Origin of the sequence: Halomonas sp. A3H3, assembly GCF_000982975.1 — a bacterium.
Classification (GTDB): domain Bacteria; phylum Pseudomonadota; class Gammaproteobacteria; order Pseudomonadales; family Halomonadaceae; genus Vreelandella; species Vreelandella titanicae.
This window is the reverse complement of the sequence record NZ_HG423343.1, coordinates 2,854,143-2,869,717: the sequence shown is the minus strand read 5'-3', so window position 1 is coordinate 2,869,717 and position 15,575 is coordinate 2,854,143. Positions and strand designations below refer to the sequence as shown.

Sequence of the window (15,575 nt, the reverse complement as noted above, 5' to 3'; positions counted from 1 at the left end):
GAAACGCCATGGGCAGAGAAAATGACGATGACATCGTCCGGCACTTCATCCAGTTCTTCAACAAACACTGCCCCACGAGCGCGCAGCGTTTCGACCACAAAGCGGTTATGCACAACCTCATGGCGCACGTAAATCGGCGGGCCAAACACATCCAACGCGCGATTAACGATATCAATCGCGCGATCCACACCGGCACAAAAACCACGCGGATTGGCTAACTTGATCTGTATGGGCTGTGCTTGCGTCGTTTGCATAGTAGCGCCTTGATGCGTAAGCGGCATCGCTTAGTGAATTAATGCGTTGTCACCGGTTTGACGTCGAGCACTTCGACCTCAAAGGTGAGCGTGCGGCCTGCTAACGGGTGATTGAAATCCACCTCGATACGATCACCGTCAATGGTTTTGACCACACCTGGCAATTCCGTTCCCGCTTTATCGGCAAACGACATTACCATACCAATTTCCGGGGCTTCATCGCCAAAATCTGCCCGCTTCAGGGTTTGAATATTTTGCGGGTTGTGCTGGCCGAATGCATGCTCAGGGGTTATCTGAAAGGTACCCTCCTGCCCCGCAGCCAAGCCTTTAATCGGATGCTCAAAACCGGGCGGCAAATTTCCGTCGCCAAACTCGAAGGTAGCCGGTGCTTTGTCTTTGGTGGAGTCCACCAAAGTGCCATCTTCCAGCTTTAAGGTGAAGTGTAGCGTCACCTCCATGCCTTCATCGATCAGATAGTCGCTCATAGCAGTTCTCAATATACGTTGTTCTCAACGTTCAATTAATGGGAAGTCTTGGCCGCTTTTTTGCGCCGCCGCTCGCCCATAATGGATTCCCAGATTAAAGCGACCGCCCCCAGGGTAATCGCTATATCCGCCACGTTAAACGCCGGGTAGTACCACCCAGCGACGTGAAACGATAAAAAGTCGACCACATAGCCATGCACCAGGCGGTCGTAGAGATTCCCCAGCGCCCCGCCAATAATCAGCGGCAGCGCTATCGCCAGTAACTTTTCATCGTGTTTGATGCGTGAAAGCCACACCGTCAACGCCACGCTGGCTCCCACAGCAATCAACGCAAAGAACCAGCGCTGCCAGCCAGGATGCGTGGCTAAAAAGCTGAACGCTGCGCCAGTATTGTGCAGCAGCGTCAGGTTAAAGAACGGCAGTATTTCGACCGGCTGGGCATAGCCCAACTGACTACTGGCCACGTATTTGGTGACCAAATCCAAGGCAATTACTGCCACAGCTAGCCACAGCCAGCGCAGCGGCCGCTGCATTGGCGGCCGTGTGTCGACATCGTCAGACGGTGTTTTAGTTTCTTTAGCTATGTTTTTATCAAGCATAGTAACGAATCTCACCGCTACCTTCGGGAAGATTGCTGATACAGCGTCCACACAGATCCGGGTGGTCCGCATAGGTGCCTACATCGGGACGATGGTGCCAGCAACGTTCGCACTTGGTGTTGTCGCTGGCTTTAACCGCGACTTTCAAGCTATCCAGCTCGGTCGCTTCTGCATCACTCGCAGCAGACAAGGGCTTAAGCGTCACTTCACTGGTTAGCATCACAAAGCGCAGTTCATCACCCAGTTTAGCCAGAGTCGCCTGCAGGTCATCGCTGACATACAGCGTGACTTCAGCTGCCAAGCTGCCTTTAATGACTTTGGCATTACGGGCATCTTCAAGACACTTGTTGACCGAGTGCTTGACTTCCAGCACTTGCTCCCAGAAAGCACGACCCAGTTCAGCATTTTCTTCCAGGCTGCCAAGGTTAGTGTAGTAAGTCTCCAGCAGCACGCTGTCGCCTCGCTTACCGGGGATGTTTTCGTGAATCTCCTCAGCGGTAAAGGAGAGAATCGGCGCAATCCAACGACTCAGCGCTTCCACCACGTGATAGAGCGCGGTTTGTGCACTGCGCCGCGCCAGCGAATCGGTTTGCGTGGTGTACTGGCGGTCTTTAATCACATCCAGATAGAAGCCACCCAGTTCCCGGGCGCAGAAACCATGCACCTGTTGGTAAACATCCAGGAAGCGGTACTCTTCGTAGGCTTTTTCGATCCGCGCCTGCAATTGGTGCGCTCGATCCACCACCCACTGATCCAGTGCCAGCATATCGTCAAACGCTACCTGGTTTTTCTCTGGATCAAACCCGTTAAGGTTCGACAGCAGGAAGCGAGCGGTGTTACGAATCCGCCGATACACATCAGAGGTGCGTTTCAAAATTTCGTCAGAAACGGCCATTTCGCCAGAGTAGTCGGTGGAGGCGACCCACAGGCGCAGAATATCGCCGCCCAGCTTGTCCATCACTTCCTGGGGCGCGACCACATTGCCCAGCGACTTGGACTGCTTGCGGCCCTGGGAATCGACGGTAAAGCCGTGGGTCAGCAGCTGACGATACGGCGGATGGCCATCAATCGCTGAACCGGTGAGCAGCGATGAGTGGAACCAACCACGGTGCTGGTCGGAGCCTTCCAGGTAGAGGTCCGCCCGCGGGCCGCTTTCGTGGCCATGGGGGTGCGAGCCGCGAAGTACGTGGCGGTGGGTGGTGCCAGAGTCGAACCAGACATCCAGGGTATCGGTGACTTTATCGTAATCCGCCGCTTCAGCACCCAGCAGCTCTGCCGGGTCGAGTTTGAACCAGGCATCGATGCCTTCCAGCTCAACGCGCTTGGCCGCCTCTTCCATCAACCCAACGGTGCGCGGATGCAGCTCACCGGTTTGCTTGTGTAGGAAGAACGGGATCGGCACGCCCCAGTTACGCTGGCGCGAGATACACCAATCCGGGCGGTTGGCGATCATGCTGTGCAGGCGCGCCTGGCCCCAGGCAGGCGTAAACGCCGTGGCTTCAATACCTTCAAGGGCACGTTCACGCAGGGTTTTGCCATCTTTGCCTTTGATGTCCATTCCCACAAACCACTGCGCCGTGGCACGGTAGATCACCGGCGTTTTATGGCGCCAGCAATGCATGTAGCTATGCTTGATCGGGATATACGCCATTAGCGCACCCACTTCGCGCAGTTTTTCGACGATATGCGGGTTGGCCTTCCAAATCATCTGGCCGCCGAAGAACGGCAGGTCGTCAACGTAAACGCCATTTCCCTGCACCGGGTTGAGCATGTCATCAAACTCCATGCCATGCTCGCGGCAGGTGATAAAGTCATCCATACCGTAAGAGGGCGCGGAGTGAACGATACCGGTGCTACCCACCTCAGACTCGACGTACTCTGCCAGGTAGACTGGCGAGAGCCGATCGTAGAATGGGTGACGGAAATTGATCAGGTCGAGGTTTTTGCCCTGGGTCGTAGCAATTACCTCGCCTTGCAGGCCAAAGCGCTCCAGGCAGCTCTCCACCAACTCTTCCGCCAGCAGCAGCAAACGCTCACCGGTATCGACCAGTGCATAGGTGAACTCAGGGTGAACGTTGAGCGCCTGGTTGGCCGGAATGGTCCACGGCGTGGTAGTCCAGATCACCACTGCCGCAGGCTTGGCCAGTTCGCTTAAGCCAAAGGCGGCGGCGAGCTTGTCGGCATCTTCTACCGGGAAAGCGACGTCGATGGCGTCGGATTTCTTATCAGCGTACTCGACTTCGGCTTCCGCCAGCGCCGAACCACAGTCAAAGCACCAGTTGACCGGCTTCAAACCTTTAAACACGTAACCCGCGTCGACCATCTCGGCCAAAGCACGAATCTCGCTCGCTTCGTTGGCGAAATCCATAGTGCGGTATGGGTGATCCCAATCGCCAATAATGCCCAAACGAACAAAGTCGGCCAGTTGTGTTTCAACTTGGGCGCCAGCGTATTCACGGCAAAGCTCACGGGCATGTTCCGGCGCCAGGTTCTTGCCGTGAGTGGTTTCTACTTTGTGCTCAATGGGCAAGCCGTGGCAGTCCCAGCCGGGCACATAAGGCGCATCAAAGCCGGCTAAATTCTTCGATTTAACGATAATATCTTTAAGGATCTTATTAACGGCGTGACCAATATGAATACTGCCGTTGGCGTAGGGAGGGCCATCGTGCAGCACAAACAGCGGCGCGCCCGCGCGCGCTTCCCGCAGGCGCTGGTAAATGTTCATATCCTGCCACTGGGAAACCCGCCCTGGTTCCTGCTTTGGCAGCATGCCGCGCATGGGGAAATCAGTTTCAGGCAAATTCAGCGTGTGCTTATAATCCATGGTCTGGTCAGCCGTTGTTAGCATCGGCGGCATCATCCGCCGAAGAAGAATCAGAAGGAATCGTGTTTGAAGACACCGCATTTGAAGACATTGCACTTGAAGACATGGCCTCACGCCCAAGCGGGGCCGAGGCCAGCGGAAGCGAATAGTCCTGTTCAGCGTTCTCTTGGTCAGCGCTGTTTTGCCCACCTATTGCCGCCATTAAATAGTGGCGAGCGCGGGCCTGGTCACGTTCAATTTGCGCTTTAAGTGCCTCAAGGTTGTCAAACTTCACCTCGCCCCGCAGGCGCGCGCAGGGAAACACCGTCATGCGTTGGCCGTAGAGATCACCTTTAAAATCCAGCAGGTGCACCTCCAGCGTTGGCCGTTCCGAACCCACCGTAGGGCGGAAGCCCACATTCGCCACTGCTGGGTAGCGCTCGCCATTTTCAAGCTCAGCCACCACCGCATAAACCCCACGCAGCGTTAATGGCTGGGGCATCAGCGGCAAATTGGCAGTCGGTACACCAATGGTGCGCCCCAACTGCTGGTCGCGCACCACTCGGCCATGTAACGAATAGGCGCGGCCCAGCAAACGCGCAGCAGCAGAAAAATTGCCGCTGGCAAGCAGCGTACGCACCCGCGAACTGGAAACCCGCTCGTCATCCACGGTAAAAGTACGCGTGTGCTCTACATCAAACCCCTGCTCACGCCCGACCTCCGCCAGCAGCGCGAAATCACCGCGGCGATCGCAGCCAAAGCGAAAATCGTCGCCCACGACCAGGTGCTTAACGCCCAGGCCACCAATCAGCACCTGATCGATAAACTCACGCCCGGTAAGACTACGCAGCGCATCGTTAAACGGCAGAACCAGCACTTGCTCAGCGCCAAAATCGCGCAGTAGCCGCACTTTTTCGCGCAGCCGGGTTAAACGCGGCGGCGCTTGATCGCCGGCAAAAAACTCCCGCGGCTGGGGCTCGAATACCACCACTGTCAGCGGCACACTCCAGCGAGCCGCGTGCTCGCGGCACTGCTGAAGGATGGCTTGATGACCGCGATGCACCCCATCGAAATTACCGATGGTGGCAACGCAGCCACGATGAGCCGCTCTCAAGTTGTGCAGACCTCGAATGACGCGCATGGCACCTCAGCCGTTGGAGGACATAAAGCCTCTGATTATAACGAACCCACACCCCAGGATGCAGTGTTATGAGTGCATTTTTAAATGACGAACGCGCAAACCCAGTGCCGCCAGCCACGCAAAGTACAGCGAGCCGCCCAGTATCACTAGCCCGGTGACCCAGCTTATCCGTTGCCAAAGGCCAAACGCGAGCCAAGCCTGCCAGTCGGGCGCAATAAAATAGAGGGCCGCGCACATTAGCCCGCTGCCACCTAGTAACTGCACCGAATAGCGCTTCCAGCCCGGCTGAAAGACCAACACTCCCTGCTTATGCAGTAAGTAACCCAGCAGGCCCGCGTTCAAGAACGCAGAAAGCGCGGTGGCTAACGCCAATCCAGCATGAGCCAGCGGCCAAATCAGCAGTAGGTTAAACACCATATTAGCGACCATGGCGATAATGCCTACCTTCACCGGGGTTTTGGTGTCTTGGCGAGCAAAAAATCCCGGTGCCAATACTTTGATTAGCATAAAGGCTACCAAGCCAAAGGCATAAGCACGCAGGCTCATGGCCGCCATCTGGATGTCGTTGTCGGTCATCGCTCCGTAATGAAACAGCGTGATTAACAGCGGCTCGGCAAGCACCGCCAGCGCCAGTGCCGCGGGCAAGCCTAACAGCAATACAATGCGGATCGCCCAATCAAGCATCGCAGCAAAGTGCTCCTTGGACTGGTCAGCATGGCGTTTAGAGAGTGCTGGTAAAATCACCGTCCCAATGGCCACCCCAAACACGCCCAGCGGCAGTTCCACTAAACGATCCGAGTAGTAAAGCCACGACACGCTGCCCGCCGCCAGCAATGACGCCAAAACGGTATCCAACAGCAGGTTAATTTGCGATACCGATACCCCAAACAGCGCAGGCCCCATGAGTTTCAGTATGCGTCGCACTCCCTCATGAGCAAAATTAGGCCAGGGAGTAGGCATCAATCCCAAGCGCAGTAAAAACGGCACCTGAAAAACCAACTGGGCCGCTCCAGCGATCAACACGCCCCAGGCGAGCGCCATGGCGGGCTCTTCCATTAGCGGCATTAAAAACAGCGCCGCACCAATCAGCGAAAGGTTAAGCAGCACCGGGGTAAACGCGGGAACCGCAAAGCGGTTCCAGGTATTCAGTACGCTACCGGAAAACGCGGTGAGCGAAATCAGCAGTAAATAAGGAAAGGTTAAGCGCAGCATATCCGCGGTCAGCGCCAGCTTGTCCGGCTCACTGCCAAACCCAGGGGCAAATACCCAAATCAGCCACGGCGCACAGAGCATCGCCACGGCGGTAATTAGCGCCAGCACCGCCGTTAAGCTACCGGCAGTGGCATTCAGCAGCGCGCGTATCTCCTCCCGGCTACGCTGGGTGGAGTACTCTGAGAGCACGGGTACGAAAGCCTGGTTGAAAGCCCCTTCGGCAAACAGACGGCGCAGAAAGTTAGGGATCTTAAACGCCACGAAAAACGCATCAGCGCCATCCCCTGCCCCTAAGAAGGTAGCGATAACCACATCACGCGCCAGCCCCATCACTCTCGACAGCATGGTCATGGCACTGACTACAAGCCCCGAGCGCATTAGCCCGCGACGCACGACTGTGGTGCCTGGGGATGTGTTGGGTGCTTTCTTCGCTGTCATAAGCTATCCAGAAAAATCATCTAGAAAAATCATCCAGACACAAAAAAACCGGCCGCAGCCGGTTTTTTTATGGCGCCTGCCGGCTTACGCCGCCAGTGCCTTAATACGCTTGTTCAAACGGCTCTTCAGGCGAGCTGCTTTCTTCTTAGACAGCACGTCTTTGTCTGCAATACGGTCAACGACCGGCTGCATTGCCTTGAACTCTTCCATTGCCTTAGCGTGGTCGCCGGTGCCGATCGCTTTCACTACACGCTTGATGTAGGTGCGGACCATGCTGCGCTGGCTGGATTTCAGGACGCGACGGTTCTCGGCCTGGCGGGCGCGCTTGCGAGCTTGCTTGCTGTTCGCCACAGGGTATCTCCTTGGAGAATAAAGGTTGCCGATAAAACGGCAACGAAATTAAATATGTGTTCGTCTGTTGTGCTGCCACAGCACGACGTTTCCGCAACAACCAATTGATTTGGCAGGCGTATCACCCTACCAAAGTGTGTAGCAGGCAGTCGAAATAAGCTGCCCGCTCACGGGACTTGTCTGAGAGGATGGCGTAGTCTATCACGCGCTTGGCGAGCTTGCTAGCTACGCCTTTACAAGTACAACGTATAACTTTAAAAGCAGGCTGCCCGGCGCAGACCTACTCAAAGGAAACATGTCAGTGTCATTGCGGCGTTTACACACTCGCTTACTACTAGCCATTTGCATACCGTTGATCCTCGTATCGACAACGTTGCTGCCTGTGCTCCATGTCCATATGGAGTCCCGACTAGATAGCCTGCATACCGAAGCAGATGCCTTATTGAAAGCTGGCCAGGAGGCACTAACCCGCGATATTAATGAAAGCCTAAATTACGCGCTGGCGATTGCCGAAATGCCTGCGTTAAGGCGGTACCTGGCAGCACAGGACAACTCGTCGATATCAGCCCAGCCTTATTCGCTTAGCGACTTATCGCAACTTTCAACCTTTCTAAACACGTTGATCAGCCACAACCCTCGCTATACCAAGCTGGTACTCATTGATAATCATGGCAGCGAAGTACTCCGTGCACCTAAAAGTATTCAAACGGGGCCCCGCGTGAATGCCAATCATCATGCCTATACCGACTATTTCAAAGGAGCCTCTTCACTACAGCCACGCGATCTTTATATCTCGCCACCGGGCCGTAACCTCCACTTTGAGCTAATGGGTCGCGACGTGATTCCTGTGGTCAATGTATCTACCCCTGTTTTTGATGCAGCAGGGGAACGCCGCGGCGTGGTGCTTTTGAGCCTCAATTGGGATTACCTTACCAGCGCCCTACGTCAGGCCATGTTGCTTGACCAAGATGCCAATGCGATTTTAATCGACGCCCAAGGACGATGGCTGCTCGATGAAGGCTTCCCGCCATTAAATACGACGAGCTTTGGCAGCGACTTTGCCGCCCTTTCACCTCTCTATTGGCAAGCCATGCAGCAGCGCAACACAGGTCATGCCAAGGTCGATGGTCAGCTATTACGCTTTCAGACTGAAGATATACGCACTCAGCGCTACCGTAGCCTAGCGGGTACTGTTTTCAGCGAAAACGCTTACTACCCTTGGAAGCTGGGCGTGACATTACCACTGCCTACTTGGCGATCCTTAATAGAAGAAGAGACCACCGTGCTCTGGTTTCTACTGTTGACCTACGGTGTCGCCGTCGCCTTTGGAATATTCTGGGCTCTCAGCAGCCAGCGTCAGCGCCAGCTACGTAGGGCGGCTCAGCGCCACGCTCATGAAGTCAGCGATCTTTATGAAAACGCCCCCTGTGGCTACCACTCGCTCGATACCACAGGGCGAGTGATCAAAATGAACCGCACCGAGCTCGCTTGGCTAGGCTACACCGACGAAGAAGTTATTGGTCACATCACTTACCGAGAATTGATCACGCCAGAAACCCGCGATCAGTTTGATAAAGCTTTCGCAAACGTAAAACAAAATCAACCCAGTAGCGCTGAATGCAGCCTGCTAACCCGAAACGGCGAGCAGCGTCACGTCATGATTCAAGCCTCAGCCTTCTGCCGCAATGGTCAGTTTGTGCATTCGCGCGCTACCGTCTTTGACCTTACCGAGCGCAAAGAGCTGGAAGAGAAACTACGCGCCCAAGCCATGACCGACCCCTTAACGGGGGTCTTCAATCGGCGCTATTTACAGGCCCAAGCAACGACTGAAATATCCCGGGCGCGAAGGCAAAATCTCCCAATCGCGTTCATCGCCATTGATATTGACCACTTTAAGCACATTAACGATACGTACGGACATGACGCAGGCGATGACGTACTGAAAAACTTCACCAAAATAGTAACCAAACTGCTTCGCCAGGAAGACTTGCTATGCCGAGTGGGCGGCGAAGAGTTTGCTATTTTGCTTCCCAATACCTCGCTTTCTCAAGCGGAACAGGTGGCCGAGCGAATACGCAGAACAACGGCAGTTACCCCCATTAACGTCACAGCTGAGCACGCCGAACAGGCACTTTGGCTGACTGCTTCACTAGGGGTAACGACTATTCTAGACAACGAAAAAGCACTTAAGCCTGCCCTAAAACGTGCTGATATAGGGTTATATCAGGCTAAAGAAAACGGCCGTAATCAAGTAGTCGTTAACGCGGCGTAGCAGGATTACGTGCTCGAAGGTACAGCTTACACAGCCAAAACACTGCTGTAATTGCCAATTATGGGTACTTCGATATAGTGCGCAGAATAAACATGACCACTAGCGCTTACTATCCAGTGCTTGAACTATAATATGATAGCAAGATACAAGCAACGAGGTGAGCCCACGGCGATTAAACCTGATTAAGAACAACAACTTGCAGCCCAATCGACGCGTCACACGCGACGCGCTTATCAGGTCTCGTTGAGCAGCGGTCAACACATAGTGGAAATCATCGACGGTGAACTTGTTGAAACACGTCCCGATGGCAGCACGCAGGTTCTGAAGAAAGCGCCTGCTAAGCATAAAGCTCCCATAGGAATGAAGCTCAAGGTTACCTAATGGATGAGACATCCCCGCTTGCGGATGTTTGCTGGGCCCAATGGCCTGAACTCAACCAACAAGTGCAGCACGGGCGTGCCACCAGTCCAAAATCGCCAGCGCGTATTGCAAATCGACCCAGCATGTTCGTCGTCCAGAGTGCCTGATAGCAGCTCAAGCCCGGCTCGTAGATAGGCGCAACTCCACACCCAACCATTGACATCTACAATCAACCCTACTATATTTCATCTATGAAATAGGGAAGGAGCGTATGGATGATCAAGGGCTAGATACTTTATTAGCGCTCGATGGAACTCAGTACGGCATCCAAGGTGATTTTTGGGTCAAGTTTGAGGTGCGGCGAGTCGAGGCAACACCGAACATCCCCCATGGAATAAAATATAGCTTGACCTTGCATCATAAGAGCGGGACACGGCTACTTGGCTTTGACAACGCACATGCTCCAAAAATCAAACGCAGAAAGTTTGCGGGACGACGCGAAGAGTGGGATCACCGCCATTATCGCAGCGTTGTCAGTGATTACTTCTTTGATTCTGCGGCTCACTTGATTGAAGACTTTTGGAAGCATGTCGACGAAATACTCCGAGAGGAAGGAATATGACAACCGTCAAGATCGGCATCATGAACCGTGATGAATTCCGTGAGCGCACAATCTCAATTGCCAAAGGTTTCTATAAACCTGCTCCTGATGAGCCTAAGGTATGGTTTGATAGTGTCGAGTCCATGTCTCGTCTGTTAAACACGAAAAACCTTGAACTTCTCAAAACGATTCGGCGCTGCAAGCCGCAATCATTAGGGGAGCTTGCTGAGATAACCGGGCGTCGAAAAGAAAGTTTGAGTCGCACCATTAAAAAGATGGGCGATTATGGCTTAGTGGAAATCCAAGAAGGCCCCCGACATGCCAAGACCCCTGTGGTTACTGCCGATAGCTTTGAAGTCACGTTAATGTAAAAAGTGCAAAACAGGCATTTTTCTTAGCGGTGCACCGCGGATAGTAACTGTATTCAGCATTTAAGGCACAGCCTGCCCCGTGGGCGCTAAAATTTTGCGCAAGAAATGGCGCGTTCGCTCATCTTTGGGTGCAGTGAACAACTCTTCAGGAGGCGCTTCCTCGACGATGCCGCCCTCGTCCATGAAGACAACCCGATCCGCTACTTCCCGGGCGAACTGCATCTCGTGGGTGACCACGATCATCGTCTGGCGTTCTACTGCTAACTGCTTCATCAGGCTCAATACTTCCTCTACCCACTGAGGGTCAAGTGAAGAGGTGGGCTCGTCAAACAGAATTACATCAGCATTGGCCGCCATCGCCCGACCAATACCCACCCGCTGCTGCTGACCGCCGGAGAGCGAAGCAGGGTAAGCATCCGCTTTATCCGCCAAGCCAATGCGCTCAAGAATCTCCCTGGCACGGGCGTGGGCCTTAGTTTTCGGCAACTTATCCACCACGATCATCCCCTCGCTGATATTCTCCAACGCGGTTTTGTTAGCGAACAGGCCGTAGTTCTGAAATACAAAGGCGGTACGTCGGCGCAGTGCCAGGATATCTGCCCGGCTGGCACGCTGGGTATCAACACTCAAGTCACCCACCTGCAAACGGCCTGCATCAGGGCGCTCAAGAAAGTTAATGCAGCGCAGCAACGTCGATTTACCCGTCCCGGAAGGCCCAATGATCACAATGATCTCACCCTGAGCAAGGCTCAAGTCGATATCTTTAAACACCGTATGGCCACTAAAACGCTTGGTAATGCCTTGCAGCGAAATCATCGTTGGTAGGCCTTATTCAGATAAATTTCTAACCGGCGCTGCCCCCAAGAGAGCACTTCCACAATCGCCCAATAAATCAGCGCCACCAGCAGGAATGCTTCTAAATAGAGAAAGCTGCCCGCGGCTTCTTTTTGCGTGGCGCCCATTAACTCGGTCACCCCCAGCGTAAAGGCCAACGAGGTCGCTTTGATCATATCGATGAAATAGTTCATTAGCGTCGGCGTTGCCACACGAGTGGCCTGAGGCAAAATGATACGCCGCATTAACTGCGACTGAGTCATCCCGATGGAGAGCGCGGCTTCCGTCTGGCTGCGATCAATCCCGACAATCGCCGCACGAATAGATTCGGCCATGTAAGCAGAGAAGTGCAGCGTCAGGCCTAGCACGGCGGCGGTAACGCCGGTAATCGAAATTAATGCGCTGATCAACTGCGGCAAGCCATAGTAGAAAAGAAATAGCTGAACTAGCAGCGGCGTACCTCGGAAAAACGAGATAAACAGCAGCGAGAAACCGTTCAAGAACGGCACTTTTGATACGCGAACCACCGCCAGCAGGCACGCCAAAACCAGCGCAAAAAACATGGCAATCGTTGCCATTTGAAGGGTGAGCGGCAAGTAGCGCAGCAGAACCGGCAACAGCCCCCACATATATTCAAGATTAAGCATATCAAGATCGCTTATAAGCAAACGGCCGTGGCAATGCCACGGCCGCGTTATACGGATGATCCCAGCGGTTAGGGCTGAGTGATATCACTATTAAACCACTTTTCCGATATCTCGCGCAGCTCACCGTTTTCGCGAAGTTCAGCAAGGGCTGCGTCGACACGGTCGCGTTGCTCGCGGCCCGCCTCGTCGTCACGGAAGGGTAATGCGTTCTCAATGGTCGAGAAAGGCTGGCCCGCCAGCTCTAAGGGTAGGCCTTTCTCTTTAATGACCTGCGTCGCACTAACACGATCCATCACAAAGGCTTCTACCCGACCCAATGCCACATCCTGCTCGATATTAGACTCATAGGTGCGAATGTCGATTTCATCGGCGTTCGGCTGCTCACGCAGTAACTGCTCGTAGTTCGAGCCCAGGTTGACGGCCACGCTTTTGCCGGACAAATCCTCAACGCCCTGAATAGTATCATTACCTGCCTTGACGACGACCTGAGCACCGTCATACACGTAAGGCGAAGTGAACACATACTTCGCTTCGCGCTCTGGGGTAATGGTAATCTGATTGGCAATGGTGTCGATACGGCCAGATTCAAGCATCCCCGCCAGGCCCGAGAAACTCGCCGTGACAAACTCAATGTCATCACCGGTGACCTCACCCACGGCATTCATGACATCAACTTCAAAACCCTTTAACTCATCCTGCTCAACAAAGGTAAAGGGGAAGTAACCGCCGGACATGCCCACACGGAGCGTGTCGGCTTGGGCAGCCACTGATAGCACACCACCCACCATGCTAAGTGAAAGAGCAGCAACGGTTCTTTTCCAGCGGCGTAGATTGGCCATTATTACTTTCCTCTGTGAATACAAATAATCTGATGTAGATATGGGCGCGGGGTAAGTCGCTTATGCCTCATAACACCAGCAGAATGGCATCAAGATAGCAGCAAAAAAGAAATAATAAACAGCATGCTTATATTTTTTTGGAATTAGTATCGATCATGGCCGCTATGTAAAAAGGACAACAACGGTTAAACAGAAAGAGTCTCCACATCAAACCCGACTATTTGGCGTTGCTCACGAGAGAACTCAACCCCCACCAAGTGAATCGGCTTGCCTGCGGCGCGATACTTGTCAGCGTAGCCTTTGGTTTTAATCTGCTCTAGCGCCTTACCTTCGGGTAGCTGCTCCACCACCTTGAACTCAAACAAATAAACGTGCCCAGCAATGTCCACCGCCATATCCACCTTGCCAAAGTGGCTGGCATCCTCCACCGTGACGCCCACGCCCAAAGCGGCAAAATGGCTATAGAAGACACTCGCATAATGTCCCTCATACTGAGCGATGGGATTGTTGCGGTACCAGTCGTGAGGCAGCCCGGCATAAAGGGCTTTGAGGTGATTTTCAAGTCCCGCTAAATCGTGCGTTTGCAGCACCTCTAATAACGCCAACTGGTAGGTTTGTAGCTCGTTATCACGAAGTCCTAAAACGGGCAACAGCATCTCATTCAGGCTGCTTTCCACTTCCTGGTTGGGAAAGCCTAGCGTGTAAAGTTGATACCCCACCATCGGCTCTGTGAGCTGCTTAATCGTGAGGTAACCGGTCTGAAACAGCAGTCCTTCCGTGGTGATATCATCGACATCAAAACGCCCTAATAGCTGCGCTTTGGCTTGCAGCTTATCCAGACGAGGGCTGAACACCCCTCGCTGCTTCAGAATATCGATTAAAAAAGTCGGTGTAGCGCTCTCAAACCAATAGGCACCAAACTGACGTTTTTGAAACAGCAACAACACGTCAAAGGGATTATAAACGGCGGTGACTTCCTGGCCGCCCCAACGGTAGCCGTTATACCAGTGCTTGATTTGAGCACGATCCAACCCCGGCAGCTCTGGGGCAAAGACCGCATCGACATCCTCATCGGTATAGCCGCAAATCGTCGCGTAAGGCGCATCAAGCGTAATGTCGTTAAGATTATTCAGCCCCGAAAACAAGCTAACCTTGCTGAACTTAGACACTCCGGTGAGCAGCACAAAGCGTAAGTGCGGGTCAGCGTCTTTGAGCACGCTGTAGAAGTTTTTCAGCCCTTCGCGCAGCTCGCGAGCTCGCTCGGGAACTAAAATATTATCGAGAATGGGCTTATCGTATTCATCGATCAGTACCACTGCACGCTGTCCAAACGTCTGATGGGCACGGTGAATCAGATCCGAAAAGTCATTAGCAATCAGCTCGGGGCGCTCGCTGACAATCCCCAGGCGTTCGCGATACTGAGAAAGTTGATAGCGAATATGAGTATCCAAATCTTCACGGCTGGCTAAATGGCCATCGGAAAAACTAATACGAATCACCGGATGCTGAGCTTGCCAATCCCATTTATCGTGAATATATAGCCCCTCAAACAGCGCCTCACGGCCTTCAAACAAGCAGCGCAGAGTGTCTAACAACAGGCTTTTTCCAAAACGGCGCGGGCGGGAAAGGAAGAAGTAACCACCTTCTTCAACCAACCGGTGAAGTAATGGCGTTTTATCTACATAATAATAACCGCCTGTGCGCAATTTATCGAAAGCCTGAACGCCAATCGGCAGTTTGAGATGGTTTGCGGTGGGTATTTCAGCGGACATGGCAACCTCAAGCAGCAGGTATTCTATGCATCAGCATAACACGCACAGCACTGCCTCTATCTAAGGACGAGAACGCGTACAGGAAAGCGGGCGCAGCGGTTTGAAATATGTGATGAACCAGCCGCGTGTTTTGCGTTTGTAAACACACCATAATGGAACCTGACCGAAGTTAGGGTCTTTGTCGCCCGGGTAACCTTGTTAGAGTAACACTATAAGCAATGAGGAACCCGCCATGGCGACTAAAGAAGCAGTGGAAATCGGCGATGGCAACAACCTCGCCGAATAGCACTCGAATTTAAAAAAAAACGCTTCTAAGGCTCAAAGCGCTTGCATTAAAGTCAGCTATTCATAATAAAACAGATGCCTTAACACTCTATTGACGCTGCATAGCCAACATCGCCTGCGTATGCTCACGCTGCTGCTTGATGGCATCGTCCAGAATATTCAGCAATTTGTTATAATCATTGGGCATCTCTTTATCCATGCCCTCTTGCTCAAAGCGTGAGAGAGTGGCTTGAGTGTCGTCGATGAGCGATTGAAGCTCGCCGATGATGTGTTGGTGGTCGCTTTCTTTCACATACACCTTTGCATGTTCG

The 15,575-nt window shown here is 53.3% G+C and carries 14 protein-coding genes and 1 pseudogene; 3 read left to right on the top strand and 12 right to left on the bottom strand.

The annotated features are described in order from the left end of the window. The 7 genes and pseudogenes from ispH to rpsT form a co-directional block, all read right to left on the bottom strand. Positions 1–281: pseudogene (ispH, locus tag HALA3H3_RS12685) on the bottom strand (4-hydroxy-3-methylbut-2-enyl diphosphate reductase); the annotation flags it as partial. Between the two features lie 11 nt (positions 282–292). Next, positions 293–739, bottom strand: a complete 447-nt coding sequence (gene fkpB, locus HALA3H3_RS12680) for an FKBP-type peptidyl-prolyl cis-trans isomerase (protein ID WP_022521982.1) — start codon at positions 737–739, stop codon at positions 293–295. A gap of 35 nt (positions 740–774) precedes the next feature. Then, positions 775–1,272, bottom strand: a complete 498-nt coding sequence (gene lspA / locus HALA3H3_RS12675; protein WP_053857186.1) for a signal peptidase II — start codon at positions 1,270–1,272, stop codon at positions 775–777. A gap of 58 nt (positions 1,273–1,330) precedes the next feature. Further along, positions 1,331–4,186, bottom strand: coding sequence for an isoleucine--tRNA ligase (gene ileS, locus HALA3H3_RS12670; protein ID WP_022521980.1), 2,856 nt, complete (start codon positions 4,184–4,186; stop codon positions 1,331–1,333). After that, on the bottom strand, positions 4,170–5,282 hold the full coding sequence (gene ribF / locus HALA3H3_RS12665; protein WP_022521979.1) for a bifunctional riboflavin kinase/FAD synthetase: 1,113 nt from the start codon (positions 5,280–5,282) through the stop codon (positions 4,170–4,172). Before ribF ends, ileS begins: the two co-directional genes overlap by 17 nt. 66 nt (positions 5,283–5,348) lie before the next feature. Then, positions 5,349–6,932 (bottom strand): murein biosynthesis integral membrane protein MurJ, encoded by a 1,584-nt coding sequence (murJ, locus tag HALA3H3_RS12660; protein ID WP_022521978.1) that lies wholly within the window; start codon positions 6,930–6,932, stop codon positions 5,349–5,351. Positions 6,933–7,016: 84 nt separating this feature from the next. Further along, positions 7,017–7,283 carry a 30S ribosomal protein S20 gene (rpsT, locus tag HALA3H3_RS12655; RefSeq protein WP_022521977.1) on the bottom strand — a complete coding sequence of 89 codons (267 nt, stop codon included), beginning with the start codon at positions 7,281–7,283 and terminating at the stop codon, positions 7,017–7,019. A 295-nt stretch (positions 7,284–7,578) separates the two neighbouring features. On the opposite strand from rpsT, the gene HALA3H3_RS12650 reads away from it, so the two are divergent. The 3 genes from HALA3H3_RS12650 (at position 7,579) to HALA3H3_RS12640 (ending at position 10,887) form a co-directional block, all read left to right on the top strand. Then, a complete protein-coding gene (locus HALA3H3_RS12650; protein WP_053856975.1) occupies positions 7,579–9,555 on the top strand; it encodes a sensor domain-containing diguanylate cyclase in 1,977 nt (658 codons plus the stop codon). Between the two features lie 631 nt (positions 9,556–10,186). After that, positions 10,187–10,537, top strand: coding sequence for a toxin-antitoxin system TumE family protein (locus HALA3H3_RS12645; RefSeq protein ID WP_022521974.1), 351 nt, complete (start codon positions 10,187–10,189; stop codon positions 10,535–10,537). Then, on the top strand, positions 10,534–10,887 hold the full coding sequence (locus HALA3H3_RS12640; RefSeq protein ID WP_022521973.1) for an HVO_A0114 family putative DNA-binding protein: 354 nt from the start codon (positions 10,534–10,536) through the stop codon (positions 10,885–10,887). The genes HALA3H3_RS12645 and HALA3H3_RS12640 overlap by 4 nt, the downstream gene beginning before the upstream one ends. Positions 10,888–10,947: 60 nt before the next feature. Here the strand turns inward: HALA3H3_RS12640 and HALA3H3_RS12635 are convergent, their stop codons facing one another. The 5 genes from HALA3H3_RS12635 to HALA3H3_RS12615 form a co-directional block, all read right to left on the bottom strand. Continuing rightward, positions 10,948–11,703, bottom strand: a complete 756-nt coding sequence (locus tag HALA3H3_RS12635; RefSeq protein ID WP_022521972.1) for an amino acid ABC transporter ATP-binding protein — start codon at positions 11,701–11,703, stop codon at positions 10,948–10,950. After that, positions 11,700–12,368, bottom strand: coding sequence for an amino acid ABC transporter permease (locus HALA3H3_RS12630; RefSeq protein ID WP_022521971.1), 669 nt, complete (start codon positions 12,366–12,368; stop codon positions 11,700–11,702). The genes HALA3H3_RS12635 and HALA3H3_RS12630 overlap by 4 nt, the downstream gene beginning before the upstream one ends. A 68-nt stretch (positions 12,369–12,436) precedes the next feature. Then, entirely contained in the window at positions 12,437–13,207 is a 771-nt protein-coding gene (locus HALA3H3_RS12625; protein ID WP_022521970.1) for an amino acid ABC transporter substrate-binding protein, read from the bottom strand. A gap of 185 nt (positions 13,208–13,392) precedes the next feature. Next, complete coding sequence (locus tag HALA3H3_RS12620; RefSeq protein ID WP_022521969.1) at positions 13,393–14,979, bottom strand: ATP-binding protein; 1,587 nt, start codon at positions 14,977–14,979, stop codon at positions 13,393–13,395. A 373-nt stretch (positions 14,980–15,352) separates the two neighbouring features. Continuing rightward, entirely contained in the window at positions 15,353–15,556 is a 204-nt protein-coding gene (locus HALA3H3_RS12615) for a hypothetical protein (RefSeq protein WP_022521968.1), read from the bottom strand. Positions 15,557–15,575: the final 19 nt, after the last annotated feature.